21 protein-coding genes are annotated in these 23,209 nt (G+C 64.9%); 9 read left to right on the plus strand and 12 right to left on the minus strand.

All coding sequences use genetic code 11. The features are described from left to right. The 4 genes from A5777_RS16685 to A5777_RS16700 form a co-directional block, all read right to left on the minus strand. On the minus strand, window positions 1–498 hold a 498-nt coding region (locus A5777_RS16685; RefSeq protein ID WP_156529409.1), incomplete at its 3' end, for a phosphotransferase family protein. Further along, complete coding sequence (locus A5777_RS16690) at window positions 495–1,718, minus strand: acyl-CoA dehydrogenase family protein (RefSeq protein ID WP_064863504.1); 1,224 nt, start codon at window positions 1,716–1,718, stop codon at window positions 495–497. The genes A5777_RS16690 and A5777_RS16685, both read right to left, overlap by 4 nt. Before the next feature lie 137 nt (window positions 1,719–1,855). Next, window positions 1,856–2,506 (minus strand): TetR/AcrR family transcriptional regulator, encoded by a 651-nt coding sequence (locus tag A5777_RS16695; protein WP_005207000.1) that lies wholly within the window; start codon window positions 2,504–2,506, stop codon window positions 1,856–1,858. A gap of 4 nt (window positions 2,507–2,510) precedes the next feature. Continuing rightward, window positions 2,511–3,143 carry a TetR/AcrR family transcriptional regulator gene (locus tag A5777_RS16700; RefSeq protein ID WP_064863505.1) on the minus strand — a complete coding sequence of 211 codons (633 nt, stop codon included), beginning with the start codon at window positions 3,141–3,143 and terminating at the stop codon, window positions 2,511–2,513. 66 nt (window positions 3,144–3,209) lie between these two features. Here A5777_RS16700 and A5777_RS16705 point away from each other — a divergent pair, with 66 nt between their 5' ends. Further along, the gene (locus A5777_RS16705; protein WP_064863489.1) at window positions 3,210–4,058 is read left to right on the plus strand and encodes an oxygenase MpaB family protein; all 849 of its coding nucleotides are present in this window, start codon (window positions 3,210–3,212) and stop codon (window positions 4,056–4,058) included. 15 nt (window positions 4,059–4,073) lie between these two features. On the opposite strand, the gene A5777_RS16710 is transcribed toward A5777_RS16705, so the two are convergent. Next, a complete protein-coding gene (locus A5777_RS16710; protein ID WP_064863490.1) occupies window positions 4,074–5,360 on the minus strand; it encodes an alpha-hydroxy-acid oxidizing protein in 1,287 nt (428 codons plus the stop codon). A 125-nt stretch (window positions 5,361–5,485) separates the two neighbouring features. On the opposite strand from A5777_RS16710, the gene A5777_RS16715 reads away from it, so the two are divergent. Beyond that, complete coding sequence (locus A5777_RS16715) at window positions 5,486–7,726, plus strand: MMPL family transporter (RefSeq protein ID WP_064863491.1); 2,241 nt, start codon at window positions 5,486–5,488, stop codon at window positions 7,724–7,726. A gap of 72 nt (window positions 7,727–7,798) precedes the next feature. Here A5777_RS16715 and A5777_RS16720 read toward each other — a convergent pair whose 3' ends face one another. Next, the gene (locus A5777_RS16720) at window positions 7,799–8,308 is read right to left on the minus strand and encodes a hypothetical protein (RefSeq protein ID WP_064863492.1); all 510 of its coding nucleotides are present in this window, start codon (window positions 8,306–8,308) and stop codon (window positions 7,799–7,801) included. Between the two features lie 123 nt (window positions 8,309–8,431). Here A5777_RS16720 and A5777_RS16725 point away from each other — a divergent pair, with 123 nt between their 5' ends. Both A5777_RS16725 and A5777_RS16730 read left to right on the plus strand, forming a co-directional pair. Further along, window positions 8,432–9,574 carry a sensor histidine kinase gene (locus A5777_RS16725; protein ID WP_064863493.1) on the plus strand — a complete coding sequence of 381 codons (1,143 nt, stop codon included), beginning with the start codon at window positions 8,432–8,434 and terminating at the stop codon, window positions 9,572–9,574. Window positions 9,575–9,675: 101 nt separating this feature from the next. Beyond that, window positions 9,676–10,236: a response regulator gene (locus A5777_RS16730; protein WP_231895095.1), complete on the plus strand. Its 561-nt coding sequence runs from the start codon at window positions 9,676–9,678 to the stop codon at window positions 10,234–10,236. Between the two features lie 29 nt (window positions 10,237–10,265). Here A5777_RS16730 and A5777_RS16735 read toward each other — a convergent pair whose 3' ends face one another. Beyond that, a complete protein-coding gene (locus tag A5777_RS16735) occupies window positions 10,266–10,886 on the minus strand; it encodes a LysE/ArgO family amino acid transporter (protein WP_064863494.1) in 621 nt (206 codons plus the stop codon). 70 nt (window positions 10,887–10,956) lie between these two features. Here A5777_RS16735 and A5777_RS16740 point away from each other — a divergent pair, with 70 nt between their 5' ends. Further along, a complete protein-coding gene (locus A5777_RS16740; RefSeq protein WP_064863495.1) occupies window positions 10,957–11,877 on the plus strand; it encodes a LysR family transcriptional regulator ArgP in 921 nt (306 codons plus the stop codon). An 18-nt stretch (window positions 11,878–11,895) separates the two neighbouring features. Here A5777_RS16740 and A5777_RS25510 read toward each other — a convergent pair whose 3' ends face one another. Further along, window positions 11,896–12,672: an amidohydrolase family protein gene (locus tag A5777_RS25510; RefSeq protein ID WP_331710606.1), complete on the minus strand. Its 777-nt coding sequence runs from the start codon at window positions 12,670–12,672 to the stop codon at window positions 11,896–11,898. Continuing rightward, window positions 12,645–13,247: an amidohydrolase family protein gene (locus A5777_RS25515; protein WP_231895097.1), complete on the minus strand. Its 603-nt coding sequence runs from the start codon at window positions 13,245–13,247 to the stop codon at window positions 12,645–12,647. Before A5777_RS25515 ends, A5777_RS25510 begins: the two co-directional genes overlap by 28 nt. A 211-nt stretch (window positions 13,248–13,458) precedes the next feature. Between A5777_RS25515 and A5777_RS16750 the strand changes: the two genes are divergently transcribed. Further along, window positions 13,459–14,130 (plus strand): GAP family protein, encoded by a 672-nt coding sequence (locus tag A5777_RS16750; protein WP_064863496.1) that lies wholly within the window; start codon window positions 13,459–13,461, stop codon window positions 14,128–14,130. Between the two features lie 70 nt (window positions 14,131–14,200). Further along, entirely contained in the window at window positions 14,201–15,763 is a 1,563-nt protein-coding gene (locus A5777_RS16755; RefSeq protein ID WP_064863497.1) for an SLC13 family permease, read from the plus strand. A gap of 153 nt (window positions 15,764–15,916) precedes the next feature. Here A5777_RS16755 and A5777_RS16760 read toward each other — a convergent pair whose 3' ends face one another. Genes A5777_RS16760 through ku form a run of 3 tightly spaced genes read right to left on the minus strand, consistent with a single transcriptional unit; the run spans window position 15,917 to window position 19,742 of the window. Next, complete coding sequence (locus A5777_RS16760; protein WP_064863498.1) at window positions 15,917–17,209, minus strand: MFS transporter; 1,293 nt, start codon at window positions 17,207–17,209, stop codon at window positions 15,917–15,919. Between the two features lie 29 nt (window positions 17,210–17,238). Next, window positions 17,239–18,714, minus strand: coding sequence for a flavin-containing monooxygenase (locus A5777_RS16765; RefSeq protein ID WP_064863499.1), 1,476 nt, complete (start codon window positions 18,712–18,714; stop codon window positions 17,239–17,241). Further along, window positions 18,711–19,742 carry a non-homologous end joining protein Ku gene (gene ku / locus A5777_RS16770; protein WP_442903055.1) on the minus strand — a complete coding sequence of 344 codons (1,032 nt, stop codon included), beginning with the start codon at window positions 19,740–19,742 and terminating at the stop codon, window positions 18,711–18,713. The genes A5777_RS16765 and ku overlap by 4 nt, the downstream gene beginning before the upstream one ends. A gap of 92 nt (window positions 19,743–19,834) precedes the next feature. On the opposite strand from ku, the gene A5777_RS16775 reads away from it, so the two are divergent. Continuing rightward, window positions 19,835–22,327 (plus strand): ATP-dependent DNA ligase, encoded by a 2,493-nt coding sequence (locus A5777_RS16775; RefSeq protein WP_064863501.1) that lies wholly within the window; start codon window positions 19,835–19,837, stop codon window positions 22,325–22,327. A 41-nt stretch (window positions 22,328–22,368) separates the two neighbouring features. Beyond that, window positions 22,369–23,166 carry a dienelactone hydrolase family protein gene (locus A5777_RS16780; RefSeq protein ID WP_064863506.1) on the plus strand — a complete coding sequence of 266 codons (798 nt, stop codon included), beginning with the start codon at window positions 22,369–22,371 and terminating at the stop codon, window positions 23,164–23,166. Window positions 23,167–23,209 lie beyond the last annotated feature (43 nt).

Below are 23,209 nucleotides of genomic sequence, written 5' to 3' on the forward strand. Positions count from 1 at the left end.
CTTCACCTGCCGACCCGCGAAACCCGTTGGCCTACCGAACTCCCCGAGCCCGACCGCCTCGAAGTCGACGGCGTGCAGCGCGGCAAGGGTCGAGATCAACCCCTCGGCATTGCGTGTCACCTCGTCGTCGGAGAGTGCCGAGAGGTCGTCGCCGGTTCGAATCACCGTCCCGTCGACGAATTCGACGACGGTGCACGGCGCGCCGAGCACCGAGCCGTCGGTATCGAAGGCGACCGGCGTGGCAACCGGGACGTCGGTGCGCGAAAGCGCCGACGTGACAGCCCATTCCCGACCCATGTCGTGCGCCGAGGGCGTGAGGCCACCTGTCGGAGGCCTGCGCGCAACCCAGCGGTGCACGCCGTCGGAGACCATGAACGTGAGATTCGACTTTCCGCCGCTGATCAACTCGACGTCGAGCGGTCCCGCGACGTCGACCCCGTTGTCAACCAGAAATCGTTGCAGCGCTTGCGGTTCGAGTACCAGCTCTGCGGTGCTCATGCGTTCTCTCCCTGCTGGGTCGATGCGCGATTCTTGCGTGCACGCCCGACGGCCCTGCGCGCAAGGGCCCAGCGGTGCACCTCGGACGGACCGTCGTAGATGCGGAAGGGACGCAGTTCACGCTGCAGGCGTGCGAGTGGCAGATCGTCGGAGACGCCGAGTCCACCGCACATCTGGATCGATCGGTCGACGATTCGCGAATATGCCTCTGCGGCAAAGGTCTTGGCGATCGAGGTTTCCGACGATGCGTGACGCCCCTGATCGAGTTCGTAGCACGCCTTGACCAACAGGGCACGCGACGCCGCGAGGTCGATCTCGTTGTCGGCCACCATCTGTTGGATCATGCCGAGATCGCCGAGTGTTCCGCCGAATCCGTTGCGGTGTGCGACGTAGTCGACGGCCACCTCGTGACAGCGCACAGCGACGCCGAGCCAGCGCATGACGTGCGTCATGCGCGCCGGACCCAGCCGCACCTGGGCGTAGCGATACCCCTGGTCGACCTCGCCGAGCACGTCGGCATCGGGAACGAAGACATCGGTGAAGCGCACTTCGCAGTGGCCGCCGATCATCGCGCGATCGGTGGTGTGGATGTGGCGCGTGACCTCGATACCTGGCGTGTCACCGGGCGCGAGGAACATCGTCGCGCCGCCACGGTCACCTGGCGCTCCGGCGGTACGCGCCATGATGATGTAGAAGCCCGCGCCCTCGGCTCCGGTGATGAATCGCTTCTCGCCGTTGATCTTCCACCCACCGTCGACCCTGGTCGCCTCCGTGCGGAGTTGGTTGGGATCGGAGCCCGCCCCCGGCGCGGGCTCGGTCATCGCGAACGCCGAACGCACGTCGCCATTGGCAAGTGGCGCAAGGTATTTGAGCTTCTGCTCGTCGTCGGCAATGTGGGCGAGCATGTGTACATTGCCCTCGTCGGGCGCTCCGATGTGCAGCGCTGCCGGCCCGAATGTCGAGTACCCGCCCGCCTCGAAGACCGGAACACGATCCGACATCGAGAGTCCGTGACCGCCCATCTCGACGGGAGCGTGCGGCGCGAAGATGCCCAACTCCTTGGCCTGGCGATTGAGATCACGTCGCAGATCGTCGCCGCCTGCCGCGGTGATGTCGCCATCATTCGCATTCTCGATCGGCAGGACGACCTCGTGGATGAATGCGGTCGTCCTCTTCACCAGATCGTCAACCTCGGGCGAATAGCCCAGTTCCACTGCCATCAGGTCTCCATCCTCGGGGTGCAACGCAGGTTCGACGCTCGAACTCCACGCCGGATCGCTCCGACCGATCGCTCGTTCGGTGCCCAAGACTGCCAGAGACCGTCGACTCAGGTCAACCCATCCAGCCGCGAAGCGCTTCAGCGCTCAACGTATCCGACGGTCGCCCTCGACAAGTCCAGATTACGTGCGATCAGCTCGTCCGGGCCCAGTTCCCCATCTAGCTTGAACCAGGTCGAGACGCCGACGCACATCGTGGTGACCGCACGCGCAGCATCTTTGGGATAGCTCGTACGGAAGTCGCCCGCTTCGACCCCAGCGAACACGATCTCGTCGACCATCCGCTGCTGACGGTCGCGCAGGCCGATGTAGGTCTGCTTGTACGAACTGTCGAGACTGCGAATCTCGGTCGAACCGACGAACGCCTGCTCGCGCCGGTACATATGAAAACGCAGCAACGACTCGACCACCGCGTCGAATTGGTCGACCGGTTCGGGCCCGGCCTCGGCAACAGCCTGCTCCGACCGCGCGAGCAGATCCATCATCGTCCTGTCGAGCAGACCCTGGAGCAGCGACTGCTTCGACGGATAGTGGTGGTAGAGCCCCGGAACGGACAGGTTGGCCCGCGCGGCGATCTCACGCACGGACGTGCCGTGGTAGCCGTGCTCGGCGAAAGCCCCGAGTGCAGCTGCGAGCGGAACGGGCAACTCGGGCTCGCCGAAATCGCGCCAACGCCCGGTCTGCTCCTCCACTTCCGCATCCTCGACGCCGCTACTCATGGCATCCAACATATCCCTATCCCCTCCGCGTCACCGCAGGCACCAGCGACATCATCAATGCGACGCTGAGGTCGACGACCTCGTCTCGACCCAGCGGCACCTCGTCGTCGAGCCACGCCGACAGTAGGCGCGCGAGTCCCCCGACCTGGAATTGAGCAGCCCCTACGGCCTGCGGACTGGGAGCGGTGTGCAGTGCAGCGGACGCGGTGCTGAGTGTGATGGCCGCGAAGACGGCCGTCGAATCACGTCGCTTCGCGGCAAGGACCGGACTGGTCAGTATCGGCGAGAACAACAGTCGCCCTTTGCGACGGTCGGAGTCGATGATCGAGACGATCGTCGCGACAGCGGCACGCACCTTGTCGCCGACGTCTTCGCCGGTGGCGAAGGCCGCGAGCGCGTCGTGTGAGATCTCGTCGATCACGCGGTCGTAGGTGGCTGCGACCAGCGCGTCTACCGTCTCGAAACTCTCGTAGAAGTAGCGCGGATTGAGCGACGCCGCGCCGCACACCCCACGAACCGTCACCGAATGCGGCGGCTGCCCACCGAGCAACTCGAGCGCGGCATCCATAAGGGCGGTGCGTCGGCGCGCGACGCGCTCGTCCCCCTTCACCCCGCTGTAGGTGCGCAGTTCTTCGCTCACGCAGACCATCTTGACATCTGTCACAACACCGGCGTTGAATCAGGCAACAGTCGTTACCAGATAGGAGCCGCCGCGATGACGGTGCCCGACACGCAGTCAGACCACCCAGCAACTGCGCGCGACGAGATCGACAGTTCCGATCTCACGATGCTCGGCGCCGCAGCACTCGCGGGCCCGGCGAACGTGATCATGCAGCTCGCGATGCCCGCCGTGGGCTACGGCGTCTACGAGAGCCGCGTCGACTCGGGAAACCTGTTCAAGCATCCGGTCAAACGAACCAGGACGACGCTGAGCTACCTCGCTGTCGCCGCAATGGGTTCACCTGCGGACCGTAAGGCGTACCGAAGGGCCGTCGGCCGGGCGCACGCCAAGGTCCACTCCACCGCCGACAGTCCGGTCGCCTACAACGCTTTCGACCCGGCCCTGCAACTCTGGGTCGCAGCGTGTTTGTACAAGGGTTGGGAAGACGTCCAACACATCTACGGCGATCCGTCGATCATCTCGGAGGAGACCTACCGTGCGGGCGCGGTCATGGGTACCACCCTGCAGGTTCCGCCACAGATGTGGCCCGCCACGCGCGCAGACTTCGAAACCTATTGGCAGAACACAATTTCCACGCTCGAGATCGATCCTCCGATCCGAGAACACCTCTTGTCGATCGCGCGCATGGAGTTCGCAGGCCCGGTCGTGTCACGACTCGGCGGCTGGTGGTCGTACATCATGACGATCGGGTTCCTGCCCGAAGACTTCCGCGACAAGATGGACGTCGAGTTCACCCCGCGGCAGCAGACCGTCTTCGACGTCCACAACGCAATTGTTCGACGCGTCGTGCGTCACCTACCGAAACCGTTGCAGCAATTCCCATTCAACGTTCTTCTGGCCGACGTACGACGCCGTATCCGCACCGGCCGACCACTGGTCTGATACGGGCCGCGAGGCTCACTCGACGGTGGCCAACGCCTCCGGCGTGAGTTCGTCGACGCTCATGTGTCCTGCGAGACCGAGTGTCAGGTCGAGTTCGGCGATGATGTTCGCGACGGCGTCGCGAGCACCGTCGGCACCGGCGAGGGCAAGCCCGTACATATGCGGACGCCCGATGCACACCGCGTCGGCTCCGAGCGCCAGCACCTTGAAAACGTCTGCGCCGGAATAGATCCCCGAGTCGGCGAGCACTTTGATCCGACCGTCGACGACAGGCGCTATCGCGGCGAGTGCGTCGACAGAACTGATAGAACCGTCGATCTGGCGACCCCCGTGGTTGGAGACGATGATGCCGTCGACGCCCGTGTCGACGGCACGCCGCGCGTCGTCGGGATGCAGTACGCCCTTGAGGACGATCGGCAGTGACGTCCGCTCCCGCAAACCCTCGATCTGCGTCCAACTCAGCGAGGGTCGCGAGTAGATGTCGAGGAAGGTCTGCACACCGACGCGCGGCTCAGGTCGAATAATGTTGCGTAGCAACGATCCCGGCGTATTCCGCGCGATATTGACGAGCGTGCGCAGCGCACCGAGTGAGATCTCGGGACGCTCCGAGCTGCCCTGCGCGGCACGCTCGGAGACGATCTCGTTGAAACGGGAATCCGAGGTGTACTGCGCAATACCCTCCCCCCGCGCGAACGGCAGCGACCCGATGTTGAGGTCATGCGGTCGCCAGCCGAGCATCGTCGTATCAAGGGTTACCGCGACAGCCGACGCTCCGACGCTTTCGGCGCGCTGCAGCAGGCTGTCGACGAGGTCGTCGTCGGTCGACCAGTAGAGCTGAAACCATCGCGGCGCGCCGGGACGTACGCGGTCCATCTCCGCGGCGACCTCCTCCATCGCGACCCCGCCCTGATTGGAGAAGATGTAGGGCACACCCAATTCGGCAGCGGCGTGGCCGATCAATCTGTCGGCCCCGCGTGCGACGAGATCACCCGCTCCGACCGGTGCGAACAGGATCGGTGCGGGCAGTCGATCACCGAACAGTTCGGTCTCCAGCGTCCGCTCGGAGACGTCGCGCAGCACTCGCGGCACGATGGCGCGTCGATCGAGTGCCCTGCGGTTCGCCGCCATCGTCCGACCCGCGCCTGCGCCGCCGGCGATGTAGGCCCAGGCCCGATCCGACATCTTCGCCCGCGCGCGGCGTTCGAGTTCGTCGAAGTCGGTCGGTACGACAGGCGTTCGCCCGTGGATTCCCGCTGTGTAGATGTCGTTCTGACGGGCACGACCGGAAAGTGATGACGGCATACTCCACAGCGTATGACCCGCCTCACAGCGGTTCATGAGGGGCCATGACCGCAATCACACACGACACCACTGCTCGACTCTCGTTACTCTGGCGTGCGTCCAGTCGGGGAGATCAAAGGGTTCACATGGCTATCTGGTTGTACAGGCTCGGACGTTCCGCGTTTCGCCACAAGTGGATCGTGATCGCCGCGTGGATCGTCGTGCTGGTCGTTCTCGGTGCGCTCGTCGGCGTACTCAAACCGACATTCGCCACCAATTTCGAGCTCCCCGGCACCGACTCCGATCGTGCGATGTCGGTCATGAAGGAAGACTTCCCGGCCGCCAACGACCAGTTGCTGAAGTCGTCGACGTCGATCCTCGTCGCTGCCGACGACGGGCTCGAGAACCACATGGGGCAGATCGACGCGCTCGTCGCCAAGGCTCGGACGCTACCCAAGGTCATCGAGCCACAGACTGTCGTCAATCCGGTGACAGCAGCCAAGGCTGATCCTGCGATCGCACCCAAGGTCCTCGGCGACAACGGCAAGGTCGGGCTGATCCAGATCAAGCAGGACATCCGGGCCAACGAACTGACCAACGACGACATGACGCAGTTCGAGGATCTGCTGTCCGAGTTCCGCGGCAACGGGTTACAGGTCGAGGGCACCGGCTCGCTGATGCAGGTCTTCCAGCAAGGCGGGGTGTCGGAGCTGTTGGGCTTCGTGATCGCGTTCATCGTCATGATCATCGCGTTCGCGTCCATCGTTGCCGCGTTCATCCCGATCATCACCGGCATCTTCGGCGTCGGCATCACCATGTTGCTCGTCACGTTGAGCGCCAAGATCTTCGACGTCCAGCAGAGCGCCACCACGATCATCACGATGCTCGGGATCGCGGTCTCCATCGACTACGCCCTGTTCATCGTGTCCAGATATCGCTCTGAGTTGAATCTCGGCGGATCGCGCGAGGCCGCTGCGGGTAGAGCCGTGGGTACCGCGGGCTCGGCGGTGGTGTTCGCGGGCCTGACGGTCGTGGTTGCAGTGTGTGCGCTGAGCGTCGTCGGCATCCCGTTCATCACCCAGATGGGTATCTCGGCGGGATTGGCCGTCGTCGTCGCCGTGCTCGGCGCCATCACGCTGATCCCCGCACTGCTCGGCGCGTTCGGCAGGTTTGCGTTCAGCCCACGCATTCCCGGCCTGCGTCACGGCGACGAACCGGATTCGCAACCGTCCAATGGCCTGCGCGTCGCCCGCTTCATCACGCGATTCCCGCTGCCCGTCGCACTCGTCGGCCTCGTGCTGCTCGGTATCGCCGCGATCCCGATGTCGAGCATGCAACTCGGCATGGACTCGACCGGCGACAAGGAGTACGCAGCAACCAAGCTTCTCGAACGCGGCTTCGGCGAAGGCGTGAACGGCCCGCTACTCGTCGTCGTCAGTGATGCGTCGGGGGGAGATATCGCGCCCGCAGCGAATGCGGTTGTCGCACAGGTGAAGACGCTGCCGAATGTTGCCAATCCAGAGCAGGTCGTCTGGGTGGGCAATGGCAGCAATCCGCAGAACCCTCGCCAGGGAGCGACAGCCGCGTTGATCTCAGTCACCCCGGCGAAGTCACCCTCGGGTCCCGAGACACACACGTTGATGGAACAGATACGTGACTACGGGTCGTCGAAACCCGGCGGCGCGACCGTCAATGTCGGCGGCCAGACGGCGATCATGTCGGATATCTCGAGCAAGCTCAGCAGCGCGTTGCTGCCGTTCCTCATCGTGGTGGTCGGGCTTGCCTTCATCATCCTGACCATCGTGTTCCGGTCGTTGCTGGTGCCGCTGACGGCAACCATCGGCTTCTTGTTCTCGGTGTGTGCGACGTTCGGTGCGACGGTGTGGATCTTCCAGGAGGGCCACCTCGGGCTGATCGACCACACCAAGCCGATCATCTCGTTCTTGCCGATCTTCCTGATCGGCGTGGTGTTCGGGCTCGCGATGGACTATCAGGTCTTTCTCGTGACGCGAATGCGCGAGGAGTATGTGCACGGTTTGTCGGCGAAGGATTCGGTGATCGTCGGCTACCAGCACGGTGCGCGGGTGGTCGCCTCCGCTGCGGTCATCATGATCTCGGTGTTCTCGGCCTTCATGCTCGCGCCCGACACGATCGCCAAGGAGATGGGCTTCGCGCTGGCCGCCGCAGTCTTCTTCGACGCCTTCATCATCCGGATGGCCGTCGTGCCCGCGGTGATCACGATGATGGGCGACTGGGCCTGGAAGATCCCCCGCTGGCTCAACCGCATACTGCCCAACGTCGACATCGAAGGCACCGAGATCCGCCGCATCCCGATCGACGACGAACCCGCCGAGGAGCGCGAGGCCGTCCCGGCGGGTCAGAGTTGAGGCAGCCCGACGGTCGAGCTGTGCCCGCTGGTCGAGCGTCTCCCGCTGGTCGAGCCTGTCGAGACCACCCGCTCACCGCGTGATGGCGCTGTGCGTCCGGTGGTGTTCGGCGACCTTGCCACTAGTGACCACGGCCTGGGCGCCGAGGCTGATCGCGAGGTAGATCATGATGCTCGCGCCGTCGAGTCCGCCCATCCCGTGCTGTAGGCCGTCGCCGAAGAATGCGGGCACCACCAGGCTGATGGCGACGTGCGCCGCGATCGCGACGACCCAGAGCACTATGGTCAGCGCGCCTCCCTTGCGGACCATCACCCCGGCCGGATTGCGGTAGACCTGCATGCTGTGCGCTCGCGGCACCGCCAGAATCGCCGCGACGACAAAGCCGACGAGGACCGCAACCGTCGCGCCGACCGTGACGTGATGTCCGCCGCCGAGGTACTGCACGGTCTCGAAGACGCCGATGACCCCGATGATCAGCGGCAGCTTGAACAGGTTGTCCTTGATCGGCTGTTCCCGTGTCTGGCGGTACAGGATCAGGCCGACGACCAGGACGGTGATGACTGCTGTGCTTGCAATGTTCATGCTTCGAGCATCGGCTCGCGGCAGCGTCGAAACATCAACCCGAGGGTGGATCCTGGGTGGAGATCGGGTAGATCGTCAGACTCCTGCAACCTGACTTCCCGACGTCGAGATTACGGTTGCGGTGTGACAACGAGTCGAGAGCCGGTGGCGACGGACCGCCTGCTGATCCGCGGGATCGTCGCGGTCGCCGTGCTGGTCTCGGCATTCGCCGACACCGGTGAGCAGCCGGTCTGGGCAGCCGTGATCGGCTGGATCGCCGTCAGCGTCGTAGTGGTGTTGTTGTTGCGTTCAGTGGTGCGCGACAAGAATGCGCAGAGTTGGAGCACGAAGGTCTCGACGCTGCACGCGATCGCCATGATGGTGGCTGCAGTTGTCGCAGCGTTCGCGTTTCACGGCAGCGCAACGGTCTGGCTGCCCTATATCGGCGTTGCCGCGGCGGCGATGTCTGAAACCTCGATCCTCGCGTCGACGCTCATCGCGCTGCCATCACTGACCGCGCTGGGCGTCCTGATGTGGTGGCAGACTCACAACGCCTGGGCTGTCTGCATCAATGTCGCAAGCGCGGCAGCTGTTTTCGTCTTCGTTCAGTTGCGACGCCGCCAACGCGACGCCGCAGATCTCGCCGCCACTCAACGCGAGATCATCACCGCCCAACAATCCCGCGCGGCCTTGGCACAGCAACAACGCCAGATCTCCGCACAACTCCATGACGTTCTCGCGCACACACTCTCGGGCCTCATCATCACGCTGCAAGGCGCCGCTCTGCAGGCCGAACGCGAGTCGGCGTCTGCGGAACTGACCGAAAAGCTACGCACCGCAACCGCGTTGGCGCGTGATGGCCTCAGCGAGGCGAAGACCGCCGTCGAATCGCTGCGCGACAACGCGGTGCGAGAGTCGGACCCGCTCGACCAATGGCTACCGAAGACGTTGGCGCAGTTGAGGACCGGCGCGGGGCTTGACGTCGAAGTATCCGGCGATGTCGACGACGTACCCGCACTCTGGCACGACGACGTGCGCGCCGTACTCATGGAGGGGCTCACCAACTCGATGCGTCACGCCGCAGGCGCACCCATTCGTATCGAGTTCACGCCGCAACTCGTTCGGGTGCGCTCGGTCGGCGACCCGTCGACTTTCGTCGACCGTGGTCACACCAGCGGCGGGAACGGGCTGACGGGGTTGGCCGAACGAATCACGGCGGCAGGCGGATCACTGGAATACGGTACGACCGCACAGGGTTTCGATCTGACGGTCCGGTTTGGTTCGTGACGGCTGGTAGATGAGGAAACGGGAGGGTTCATGACGGTACGGGTAGTGATCGCCGACGATCAGACGGTGGTGCGCGAGGGGTTGCGCTCGATGCTCTCGACGTGGTCGGCGTAGCGTCGTCGGCCGAGGATGCTCTCGCGTTGGTGGCCGAGCAGACTCCCGACGTGCTGCTCACCGACCTCCGCATGCCGGGAATTGGTGGGATCGAAGGGATTCGACGACTCGTCGCATCCGGGGCTGCGACCCGTGCGGTTGCATTGACCACCTACGACGACGACGCGACGATCGTCGAAGCACTCGACGCCGGCGCCGTCGGCTTTCTGAACAAGGACGCCGACCCCACGGCGATCGAGTCAGCACTGCTCTCGGCAGCGGCCGGCCGCTCGCTGCTCGACGAAAAAGCCATGCGCGCCTTGCTATCCCGGCCTGCGACATCGCCCGAGGGGATCGCTCCGCACACCGAAAACCCCGATGGCCTCACCGACCGCGAGTCGGAGGTGGTCACACTGATCGCGCAGGGGCTGTCGAATCAACAGATCGCCCGCTCACTCGTCGTGGGGGTGAGCACGGTCAAGACGCACATCAACCACATCCTCGCCAAGACGGGCTGCCGAGACCGCGCGGCCGTCGTGGCCTACGCGTACCGCCTCGGGCTGGCCTGAGCCCGCTGAGCGAGCTTGTCGAGACCACCTCACGCCGAGAACAGCAGCGTGGCGCCCATTCCCACCATGATCACGGCCACGATGCCGTCGAGAATCTTCCACGCCCGAGGTTTGGCAAACACCGGTGCGAGCCTGCGGCCACCGCGGCCGATCAACGTAAACCACAGCACACTCGCCGCGCACGCTCCAATCGCAAACGCCCACTTCGCATTTCCGTGACTGTTGGCAATCGCCCCCATCGTGAGCACCGTATCGAGATACACGTGGGGATTGAGCCACGTCAGCGCCAAGGCCGACCCGATCGCCACCCAGCGCGACGCCATGCGCACCTCGTCGGCGTTGGCAGTAATCGCCTCGCTCGACCGGAGACACCGCCGCGCAGCTAGCAGTCCCAAGGCAACGACGTACGCCCCGCCCGCTATCTTCGCGACGGCGACCACCGCCGGATGCGCCGACACCAGTGCGCCGAGTCCCGCGACCCCCGCGACGATCAGCACCACGTCAGACAGCGCACACACCACGATCACCGGGTTCACATGCACCCGCCGCACACCCTGCTGCAGCACAAAGATGTTCTGCGGCCCGATCGCCACGATCAAGCCCGCTCCGGTGAGCAACCCCGTCATGGCTGCGAGGAAATACGTCGTCATGTCACGAACGTAAGACCACGTCGTCGACAAGTACAGCGAATGTTTCTGTTGAAACATTAGACTCTCTAATGTGGATCTCGGATCGGACGCCCTACGCACGCTGTCAGCGGTACTCGACGCGGGGACGTTCGACGCCGCGGCCGAGCAACTGCACATCACTCCGTCGGCGGTGAGCCAACGGATCAAAGCGCTCGAGGTCTCCGTCGGCCGCATCCTTGTCCGGAGAACCAAGCCGATCACGCCGACCCGCGACGGTGAAGTTCTCGCGCGTATGGCAAAGCAGTGGGATCTGCTCAGTCGCGAGGCCCAGCTCGAACTCTCCGGTGATCTCGGCGACGTCGCGGCCGCACCATTGGTCGACCGGCCGCGTGTCCACTTGCCCATCGCGGCGAATGCCGACTCGTTGGCCACCTGGCTCCTACCGGTACTCGCACACTTCCACCGCGAGAACCCGGTCGCCGTCGAGGTGATCCGCGACGACGAGGCAGTCAACAGCACGCGGTTGGTCACAGGTGAGGTGATGGGCGCCATCACCTCCGACCCGCTCGCCATCCGCGGCACCACCCTCCGGCCGCTGGGGACCATGCGCTATCTACCGGTTGCGACTCCCGAGTTCCTCGATCTCTGGATGCCCAGGGGCGTCGACGATGCCGCGCTCGCGAAAGCGCCCATGGTCCAGTTCGACCGCAACGACGAGTTGCAGCGAAGGGTGCTGGCGATGATGTCGGGCGAGGTACTCGATCCCCCGGCTGTGTACATTCCGGCGTCGACCGAATACCACAGGGCCATCGAATCCGGAATGGGTTGGGGCGCAGTCCCGCTGGCTCAGGTGACCGATGCGCTCGAGGACGGCCGGGTGGTCACCCTGACTGACCTCTACGTCGACGTCCCGCTGTACTGGCAGTACTGGACGCTCGGGTCGTCGCTGTTACGCACACTCACCGAGATGATCGCCGACGGCGCGCGGCGGCATCTGCTGCCCCCTGCGTAGCGGGGCGCGTGGCCAGCGTCAGAGCGTGTCGAGTTGCTCGTCGATCTCGGGAATGCGTGTGATCTGCGGGTGGTCGATGCGCTCGCCGCGGACGACAACCATCCACGGCGATTCGAGGTTCCGAAACGACTCGAGCGGATTGTCTTCCAACACAACGAGATCAGCCGACTTGCCCGGCTCGATCGAGCCGGTCACCGAATCGATCCCGAGAATGGCGGCATTCACCGCAGTCGTCGCGTGTAACACCCGCGGGTTGTCGAGGTCTGTGTAACGCACCAGGAAGTCGAGCTCGCGCCAGAAATTGGAGTGTGTGACGTAGCTGACCGCGGAGTCGTTGCCGACACCCATCGTGATGCCGTGCGCGATGCAGGTGGCGATCCCCGACACCATCTCGTCGAGCACGAGTCTCGCATTGGCCTTGACGACGTCGGAGGCCCCGCTCACCGACTGGTCGAGTTCGACGAGGGGCAGGCACGCCTGCACGGTGGGGATCATCGCGCTGTATCCGCGCAGTGAGTTCGGGTTGTCGAGGAACAACTCGATGACCGCGTCCGACATCTGACTGCCGTGCTCAATCCTGTCGACGCCGGCGCGGAGCGCCGCGAGGACTCCTTCTTCACTCTGCGCGTGCGCCGCGAGGACTCCTTCTTCACTCTGCGCGTGCGCCGCGACGATCACACCGACCGCGTGCGCCTCCTCGCACACCGCGCGCATCGCCTGCTCCGACATCTCCGGCCTGCCCGCGTAGCCGACCTCCTTCGCGTCGGTCACGCCAGCGGTGGCGGAGATCTTGATGGTCTGCGCTCCGCGTCGAAGGTTCTCGAGGGTGTGTTGTGCCGCGCCTGCGCGGGGGTGTCGCTGGTGAGCGAGATCTGCGGCGCACCATGCCCATCGGTGATCGCCAGCAGTGGGCCAGAGGGCAGGATCGTCGGGCCGAGGTAATCGCCACGCTCGATGGCGTCACGAACGGCCATCACCTCGTAGCGCACGTCGCCGACGCTGCGGATCGTGGTGACCCCGCTGTGGAGTTGATTGATCGCATTGGCCTTTGTCCGCCTGGTGGTCAGCCACCTGCCCGCGGGTGAATGCAGAACCTTCGCGACGAGATGCTTGGTGCGGGGCCCGGTGAGCAACGGCGCGAGCGGCTTGCCGTCGGAGAACAGGTGCGCGTGCGCGTTGATCAGCCCGGGGATGACGAACTTCCCTTTTCCGTCGATTACCGCGCGACTGCCGAGTTCGATGCTGCCGGACGGACCGGCGTGTTCGATCGTTCCGGAGGCGTCGACGAGGATCGTCCAGTTCTCATGAACGGTCCCGTCTGCGTCGCCGGTCAGGACGGTGATATCGGTCAGTGCGAACGGGGTGATCATCGGCGTGACTCGGGTCCTCTCGGGAGTTCGGTTGCGCCACAGGCTGTGACGCTGCGGAAGCACATCGCGTGCTTCGACTCGGCCGCAGTCGTCGAGTCGATGCCACCGCACGGACGCCGGATAGACGCCACTGCACGCAGCCTAACCGTTGCCACTATCGTCGTGCCGTACCACCGATCGGCCGTTCGGGCCCGGAGAGGAGCGTCCCCGCATGTGGTCTGCGATAGGAGACACGCTGCCGCTGGCCGTGGGCTTGGCGCTCAGTCCCGTTGCGCTCGCGACCGCGGTCATGCTCCTGCTGGGCAGTCGTGGACGACTCAAGACAGCGCTGTTCGGCGTCGGCTGGTTCGTCGTGCTGCTGGTGATCACCGCGATCGCGGCAGCGATCGTCGACGTCGCCGACGATGATGCGCCCGAGGCGACCAAAGACGGGGTCGACATCATCCTGCTGGTCATCGCCGTGCTGTTCGCCGTACTCGCGCTGGTGGCCTGGAAGAAGCGCCCGAAGGAGGGCGACGAGGAGAAACCGAGCATCCTCGACCGACTCGACGGGCTCAGCGTGTGGGGCGCCTTGGCGATGGGATTCGCACAGGGCGTGATCGTCATCAAGAACATCCCACTGGCAGCCGCTGCGGGAGCACGGCTCGGGGAGGCAGACCTCGACACCGCTGCGCTCGTCATCGGGCTTCTCGTGTTCGCACTCGTCGCCGCATCCGGTGTCATCGTCCCTCTGGTCCTCGCAGTCCTCGGCGGCGAGCGCGCGGCACCGACTCTCGCTCGATTCCGGGACTGGTTGAGCTACAACATGACCACGATCTCGATCGTCGTGCTCGTCGTGCTGAGCGCCTACTTCTTCGGGCAGGGGATCGGAATCCTCGACTGAAGCCGCATCCCCGACTGATGCAGAGCAGTGTCGTGGACGGTCTGCCACAGAGCAAGGGAGGTGCGCGCCGATGACATCGAACCCGGAAGTCGCCACTGTCGTCATCCTGCTCGCGGCGATCGTCGTGTTCATCTGGAACCGGGTGTCCCCCGCGATCGTCGCGCTCGGTGTGACGATCGCGCTGTTCGCCACGGGTGTCGTCGACTTCGGTGAAGCCATTTCGGGTTTCGGCGACCCGCTCGTCATTTATCTCGCCGGATTGTTCGTCGTCAGTGAAGCTCTCGACGCCTCCGGGGTGACCGCGTGGGCAGGCGCGGTGATGACCCGCTTGGTGGGTCAGAAACCAGCGGCGATCATGAGTGCCGTCATGGTGCTCTGCGCTGTGCTCGCCGCGTTCATCACCCCGAACGGCGCAGTCGCCGCGCTGATTCCGGTGGCGGTGCTCCTCGCCGCGCGCATCGGACAGGCGCCCTCGCGCATGCTGATCCCTCTTGCCTTCGCAGCGCACGCCGGGTCGATGCTGACGCTGCTCGGTACCCCGATCAACGTGCTGGTCTCGGAGTTGGCGGAGGAGAACGGCGCGCGGGCGTTCGGATTCTTCGAGTTCGCGATCGTCGGCGTACCCCTGCTGGTGGGCGTCGTGCTGATCTGCGTGGTCCTGGGTCCGCGGCTACTCCCCGAGCGCTGGCCTGCGAATGCCACCCAAGATCTGAGTCGCTATGCACAGACCATCGCCGCCGAGTATCAGCTATCCGGATCGGACCACGACGTCGACGAGGACAACGGCATCATCGAAGTGGTCATCCCTCCCCGGTCACCGTTCCTCGGCGACGAGGTGTACCCGGGCATGTTCACCGAGGACGGCGACCTGATCATCACGGCCGTTCACCGCAACGGCAAGCTGCTCGACCACGCAGAACTCGAGGTCGGCGACGTCCTCCTGCTACACGGAACGTGGGATGACCTGCAGACCAAGGTGACGGGGGGTGGAATCCTCAGCGTCAACGAGCCGGATCTGATCCGACGGCAGACGGGGCACCTCGGAGCCCGCGCGTGGATCTCGTCGGCCGTGCTGGTGATCATGTGCGCATCCCTGGCTCTCGACGTGGCGCCCCCGGCCATCGTCGTCCTGTGTGCGGCGGCAGCCCTCGTGGCGATGAACGTGATCACGGTGCCGCAGGCAGAGCGCTCGATCTCGCTGCAGACCCTGATCGTGGTCGGGGGGATGGTGCCGATGTCGATCGCGATCCAGACGAGTGGTCTGGCGCAGCGGATCTCGACGTGGATGGTCGACACACTGGGTGGAGGCAGCCCGCTACTGCTGCTGGCCGCGATCGTGATCACCGTCCTGGTGTTAGGGCAGTTCATCAGCAACCTCGCCACCGTGCTGGTGGTGGCACCGATCGCGGTGACCGTCTCCCACACTGCCGACATCTCGGTGCTGCCGATGATGATGGCCATCACTGTGTCGGGGGCCGCCTCGTTCCTCACTCCCGTCGCGACCGCGGGCAATCTGATGGTCCAGGGCCCCGGTGGTTATCGCTTCGGCGACTACTGGAGGCTCGGACTGCCGTGCATCGCGCTCTTCGGCGCGGTGGCGATCTTCATGGTGCCGCTGATCTGGCACTTCTGAGAGCACCTCGCTACCGCCTCCAGCTCCCGCAATCCCCACACGGCAGCCCGTACTCTTCTCCCGTTTTCAGTCATTCCTTCCGGCGCCCACCGATGCGACCTGGGACTTTACGGTGCGTTTGGCGCACAAATGACTGAAAACGGGTGAGGTTTGCTACGCGGTGCTCGTCACCACCGCGTCGTCCAAGGGATGCTCGACCTCGTCGCGCCACAGCCGCGCGACGACGTAGAAGGCGATCGCCGCGGGCACCGGCAGAATGCCGCCGATCACGAACACCGCGGTGAGGCCGATGACGTTGCTCAGCGGCGCGGCGATCGCCATCGACACGGGCATCAGGACGACGGCGACGAAGAAGTCGAGGCTCGCCACCCGTCCCAACAACTCTGGCGGTACCCGACGCTGCAGCAGGGTGCCCCAGAGCACCGACGGGGCGTCGAATCCGAATCCCAGCAGCGCGCCGGCAACGATGAACAGCCACGTGTGTTCGGCGACGCCCATCACGACCAGCGACAGACTCGACAGTCCCCAGATGACGAACATGACGGTGAGGTAGCGCCGCGGCATCCGGATCGACGCGAAGTACGCTGATCCGATCGCCGCGCCCGCGCCGTACGCGGCGAGGACGAGCGCATGGTCTGCCGCACCACCGTGTACGCGTTCACGCAGCGCGAAGGGAACGAGTACCTCGATCGGACCCATCGTCGCCAGTACCAGCAGCGTCGCGAAGAACAAGGTCGCCCACAGCCACGGCGTGCGCAGGACGTAGCCGAACCCCTCCGCGAGATCGGTGACGACCGATCGAACGGGGTTGCCCCGCAGCACTTCTCGATGCCGAGGCAGCGGCTTCATCGCGAGGTAGCACGCCCCCGAACCGATACTCGCAAGAGCAGCCACCACAACCGCAGGCCCGGGGGCAGCGGCAGACACGATCAGGCCCGCGACCATCGGTCCGATCGCCTGGAAGACGACGGGACGGGCGAATCCCTCGATTCCGTTGGCTGCCTGCAACTCCGACGCCGAGACGATCCGCGGCAACAGTGCGGAATACGCCGGGTAGTACATACCGGTGGTGATGCCGCCGAGCAGCGCAGCGATCACCACCATGGGCAAGGTGAGCAGACCGAGCATCGACAGCACGCCGACGACCCCGAACACCAGCATCTTGACGACCTCGAGCGACACAATGATCGACCTTTGTGACACCCGGTCGGCGAGTACCCCGCCCGCGAGGGTCGAGACCACCATGCCGACCGCCGACACACCCGAGGCCCACGCGACCTGAGTGGGACCGCCACCGAGGTCGATGATCTGCCACACCAGTGCGATGGCCCAGACCCCGTCGGAGAACAACGCGAGTATCAGCCCGATGACCAGGCGCCGGAACTGCGCACCCGCCAGCGGTCGCAGAGCGCGCGGCAGCTTGGAATCGACGAACGTGGAACTCACCCTACGATGATGCCGTTTTCGGCAGCGTGTCAGCCAGCGGTTTTCGTCTGCGCCGGGTCCGCGACGGTGTGGAACTCCATGGCCTCGGTGACGTCATAGCGACGCGAATCGATGGCGTCGAGCAGCAGGTTGTGTCGGACCTGCCACGGCGCTTGATCCGACGACTTCGGGAGCGCGACGGCGCCGCGTCGGACATAGCCCGCATCCAGCGCGAACAGCATGTGCTCCGGCAGCGTCGCCGACCCCATGCTCGGCGCGGCCGACGTGTACCCGTGCGACCGCATGTACGCGATCAGATCGCCGACCGCCTTGCTGGTCAGATCGACGCGCAATGTCCACGACGCGTTGGTGTACCCGATCGACCACGCCAGGTTCGGCACATCGCTGAGCATGTACCCACGGTAGGCAAACTTCTCGTGCGGCTTGAATTCGACGCCGTCGACCGACAGTTGCGCGCCGCCGAAGGCGAGCAGTTCGAGTCCGGTCGCGGTGACGATGATGTCGGCGGGCAACTCCTGGCCCGATACGAGCTTGATCCCGCCGGGCGTGAACCGGTCGATCTGGTCGGTGACGACGTCGGCATGGTCGGAGCCGAGAGCCTTGTAGAAGTCGGCGTCGGGGATGATGCACAGCCGTTCGTCCCACGGGTTGTACCGCGGACGGAAGTGCGTGTCGACGTCGTATCCCTTGGGAAGATTGCGGATCGCGATCTGCCGCAGCAGCTTTCGCGACGTACGCGGAAACCGCCGCGCCAACAGGTAGATCGACAGCGTGACAAGCGCGTTGCGGTACCGGATCACGTCGTGCGCCCATTGCCTCGGCAACAGCCGCTGAATCCACGGTGTCGTCGGCTCCTGCCAGCCTACCGGGAACAGGTACGTCGGCGAACGCTGCAACATCGTCACGTGACCGGCACGGTCGGCCATACTCGGGATGAGGGTGACAGCCGTTGCGCCACTGCCGATCACGACGACATTCTTGTCCGTGTAGTCGAGATCCTCGGGCCAGAACTGCGGGTGCACGATGGTTCCGGAAAAGTCCTGAGCGCCCGCGAAGTCAGGGGTATACGCCTCGTCGTACCGGTAGTAGCCGGTGCACAAATAGAGGAATCGGGTTGTGTACGTGCGGGTCTCGTCGCCCACACTCGTCGTGACAGTCCAGGTGTCCGACGCGGTGTCGAAGTCGGCCGCGGTGACCGTGACACCGAAGTCGATCTGATCGTGAATCCCGGTGTCCCGCGCAGCCTCTTCGAGATAGTCACGAATCTCGGCACCCGACGCCATGGTCTTGGTTCCACGCCACGGCCGCCACGGAAAGCTGAGTGTGAAAATGTCGGAGTCCGACCGCACCCCTGGATAGCGGAACAGATCCCACGTGCCACCGATGCGTTCACGCTGTTCGACGATCCGGTACCGCAGGCCCGGATTGCGCTCCGTCACACGGTAAGCGGCGTCGATACCCGACAACCCTGCTCCCACGATGAGCACATCCAGTACGTCGCTCAACTTGCCGCTCGCTTTCGGGTCGTCTTCTTGGCGGCCGTGGATTCTTCAGCCGTTGCCTTCTCAGCCGTTGCTTTCTTGGCCGCTGTGGTCTTGGCGGGAGCCTTCTTCGCTGCGGCCTTCTTGGCAGGAGCTTTCTTCGCCGGCGCCTTCTTGGCCGCAGTCTTCTTGTCCGCGGTCTTCTCGTCCGCAGTCTTCTTCGTTGGTGGCTTGTCGGCGGAATCGTCCGAGCTCTCGTCAACCGACGTACCCTTGTCTTTCACCGAGGCACGCAGCGCGGCAAGGAGATCCGCGACGTCGGAGTCCTCGTCGGCAGCTTCTTCCTTCTCGCCGCTTTCCGGGAATGCCTCGCCGCCTTCGGCTTTCGCCTCGATCAGCTTCGACAGTTCGTCCTGGTAGGTGTCGGAGAACTCGTCCGGGTCGTAGTCGGTTGCCATCGAGTCGATCAACGACGACGCCATCTTCAGTTCCTGGTCGCGGATCTGCACGTCGTCGCCGAGGAAGTCGAAGTCGGGCTTGCGCACCTCGTCGGGCCACAGCAGTGTCTGCAGGGTCATCACGCCGGGTTCGATGACCCGCAGCGCTGCCATGCGCGTGCGGTTGCGCAAGGTGAACGACGCGATCGCCAACCGGTCGGTCTCCTGCAACGCCTTCGCCAGCAGCACGTAGGCCTTCGGAGACTTCGACGACGGCTCGAGGTAGTACGGCTTGTCGAAGTAGATCGGATCGACCTGGTCGACGGGTACGAACTCGACGATCGAGATCTCCGGGCTCTTCTGCACCGGCAAACTCGCGAGGTCGTCTTTCGTCAGGATCACCGACTCGCCGCTGTCGGTTTCGTAGGCATTGGCGATGTCGGAGTAGTCGACCTCGGTGTCGGTTCCCTCCCGCACCCTGCGATAACGGATGCGGGCACCGTCGGAAGAATCGACCTGATACGACTTGCGGTCGTGACTCTCCGTCGCCGAATACACCTTGACGGGTACGTTGACCAGGCCAAAGCTGAGGTCGCCCTTCCAGATCGAGCGCATGGGCACCATTGTGCCACCGGTCACGTCCCGTCGGGGTTCACCTACCAACCCCGAATCTGGGCACACGCGGGGATTCTGGGCACAATGAACGCATGGCGCCCTCCCAGAGCCTGGAGATCGACGGTCACACGATCGCTCTCACCAACCTGGGCAAGGTGCTGTATCCGGCGAGCGGCACTCGCAAGGTCGAGGTCGTCGATTACTACACCCGCATCGCCGACGTCATGCTTCCGCATCTGCGGGGCAGGTTGATCACGCGCAAACGCTGGCCCAACGGTGTCGAGTCGACTCCCTTCTTCGAGAAGGACCTACCGAGCGGGGTTCCCGACTGGATTCCCCGCTACGACGTCGCACACAGTGGCCGGACCATCACGTACGCGATGGCAGACTCGCCCGCGGTTCTCGTGTGGCTGGCACAGATGGCAGCACTCGAACTCCACACGCCGCAGTGGATTGTCCCACCACCCGGCGTACAGGCCGATCCACAGGTATCCGGCCCCAAGGGACTTGGCGAGATCCGCGCGAATCGACTCGTCCTCGACCTCGACCCGGGCCCCGACGTGTCACTCGACGAATGCGCTCAGGTGGCGCTCATGATGCACGAGATGCTCGACGGCGCTGGCCTTGCTTCGTATCCGGTGACCAGCGGCGGCAAGGGAATTCACGTCTACGCACGTTTCGACCGACCCGTCGCACCCGATTCCGCACGCACTGTTGCGCGTGAAATCGCCTCGACGCTCGCGGCGGCACATCCGAAGACGATCACCGCGACGATGTCGAAATCCGAACGCGCGGGCCGTGTCTTCATCGATTGGAGCCAGAACAGCGCGTCGAAGACGACGCTTGCGCCGTATTCGATGCGCGGACGCGAGGAACCGTGGGTCGCCGCACCGCGGACGTGGGACGAACTCGCCCGTCCTAGGCTGACGCAACTGCACTTCGGCGAGGTACTCGAGCGCGCCGCCGATGGCGATCTGCTCGACGGCCTCGACGAGCCCTACACACCAGCCACCGACGACCCGACAATCACCAGCAGCGGCTCCGCCGACTCCGCAGACGACTCCGCGAATGCAGTCGCGGACACGGGCCCGCGCCCGGTCGTCGACCTCAGCACCTACCGCGCCAAGCGCGATGCGTCGAAAACTCCGGAACCCTTCGGCGACGACATGCATCGTCGACGTCGCGCGCAGTCGTCCGACAGTGACCCCGACGACCCCGATAACCCCGCTGACACCGATGACAACGACACCTCCGGCGCGGCGTCGGCAGAACCGATTTTCGTGATCCAAGAGCATCACGCCCGCCGCCTGCACTACGACTTCCGGCTCGAACGCGACGGCGTGCTCGTCTCCTGGGCCGTGCCGAAGAACCTGCCGACCGATCCGGGTCAGAACCGGTTGGCCGTGCACACCGAGGACCACCCCCTCGACTACGCCGACTTCTCCGGCGACATCCCCGGCGGGGAGTACGGGGCAGGGCACGTGGAGATCTGGGATCACGGCACATACGAAACCGAGAAATGGCGTGAGTCGGAGATCATCGTCCGCCTCCACGGCGAACGAATCCAGGGCCGTTACGCACTCATAAAGACCGGCGACAAGAATTGGCTCGCGCACCTGATGAGCGACGAACCACGCCCCATCCTTCCCGACAGCCTCACACAGCCGCGCCCGATGCTGGCAACCGACGAACCCGTCGAACGTCTCGACGGCAGGGACTGGGCATTCGAAGGCAAGTGGGACGGGTACCGAATCCTGTTGCGCTCCATCGATGGCGACTTCCGGCTCACCTCACGGTCGGGGATCGACATGACCGCCGACTTCCCCGAATTGCGCTCGGCAGCAGACGAACTCGGCCTCATCGACGTCGTCCTCGACGGCGAGGTCGTCGCCGTCGACTCCAGCGGGCACACCAACTTCACCCTGCTGGCCTCCCGCAATAACACCGCGGAGGCGTACTCGCTCAAGCTGTACCTCTTCGACATCCTCTACCTCAACGGCACATCGCTGCTGCGCAAACCGTGGTCGGAGCGTCGACAACTCCTCGAGGCCCTCGCTCCCGCGTTCAAAGAGTCTGCGTACGTGGAGATCCCACCGCTACTACCCGCTCCCGGCTCGGCTGCCGTGAGCCACAGTCGCGACCACGGACTCGAGGGTGTCGTCGCGAAGCGTAAGACGTCGACATATCAACAGGGACGTCGAAGCAGCCAGTGGCGCAAGCAGAAGAACTGGAGCGACATCGAGGTGGTCGTCGGCGGTTACCGCCTCGGCCGCGGCAATCGTGAAGGCGTCATCGGGTCGCTGTTGGTCGGACTGCCGGAAGAGACCGGGCTGCGATACGTCGGTCGGGTGGGCACCGGATTCACCGAGGCGTCGTTGAAAAGCCTTGCAGAAGAACTCAAGCCACTCGAGATCTCGAGGAGCCCGTTTTTGGAGAAGCTCGACCGCCCCGTCGCGTCCACCGCTACCTGGGTGCTACCCAAGATCGTCGGCGAGGTTCGGTTCATGGACTGGACGAGCACCGGCCACCTCCGCCACCCGAGCTGGCGCGGAATCCGCCGCGACAAACTCCCGGGCGACCTGTGACGATCCACACCCCACCCACCACCCGTGAGAGGACACCGAACATGACCGACACCTACGACACCGTCGGGGAGAACGTCACCGTCGCGGCCGCCGACGGCGACGCGGAGGCCTATCTCGTCCGACCAGACAGCGAGAACGAAGGTAGCGAGAATCCAGATGGCGATTACCCCGGCGTGCTGTTCATCATCGACGCCATCGGGCTGCGCCCGCAGACCCGTCGCATGGCCGACCGCATCGCGTCGTGGGGCTACGTCGTGCTGGTTCCGAATGTCTTCTACCGCTGGGGCTCCGCCGAGGAGACATCGCCGGACGATGAACTCCTCGACGCCGAATCGCGCGAGCAGTTCTTCAGTGCTGCCATGCCGCGCGTGCGCGCGCTCACCGACGATCTCGCCGTACCCGACCTCGCCGCATATATCGACGCATTGGAGGCCACACCCGGCGTCTCGAAGGGCCCGATCGGCGTGACCGGATACTGCGCGGGCGGCAGACTCGCCCTGCTGGCCGCGGCGACCCGACCCGACGACGTCGCAGCGCTCGGCATGTTCCACACGGGCGGATTGGTCACACAGTCATCAGACAGTCCGCATCTGCGCCTCGCCAACGTCGACGCCCAGGTGCTCGCCGTGCACGCCGACCGCGACCGTTCGCTTCCTCCAGAAGCGATCGCCCAATTCGAGCACGCTCTCATCACCGCGGGCGTCACTCATTCCGCGACTGTCTACCCGGGCGCCCAGCACGGCTACACGATGGCCGACACCGCGGTGTACAACCACGACGCCTCCGAGTACCACTTCGCCGAGCTACAGAAGTTGTTCGCGCACACGCTGCACCGATAGCCGAGTTGCACTGGACACCACACTGCACACCTTCCCGACATCG

Source organism: Gordonia sp. 852002-10350_SCH5691597 (assembly GCF_001665715.1).
Lineage (GTDB): Bacteria > Actinomycetota > Actinomycetes > Mycobacteriales > Mycobacteriaceae > Gordonia > Gordonia sputi.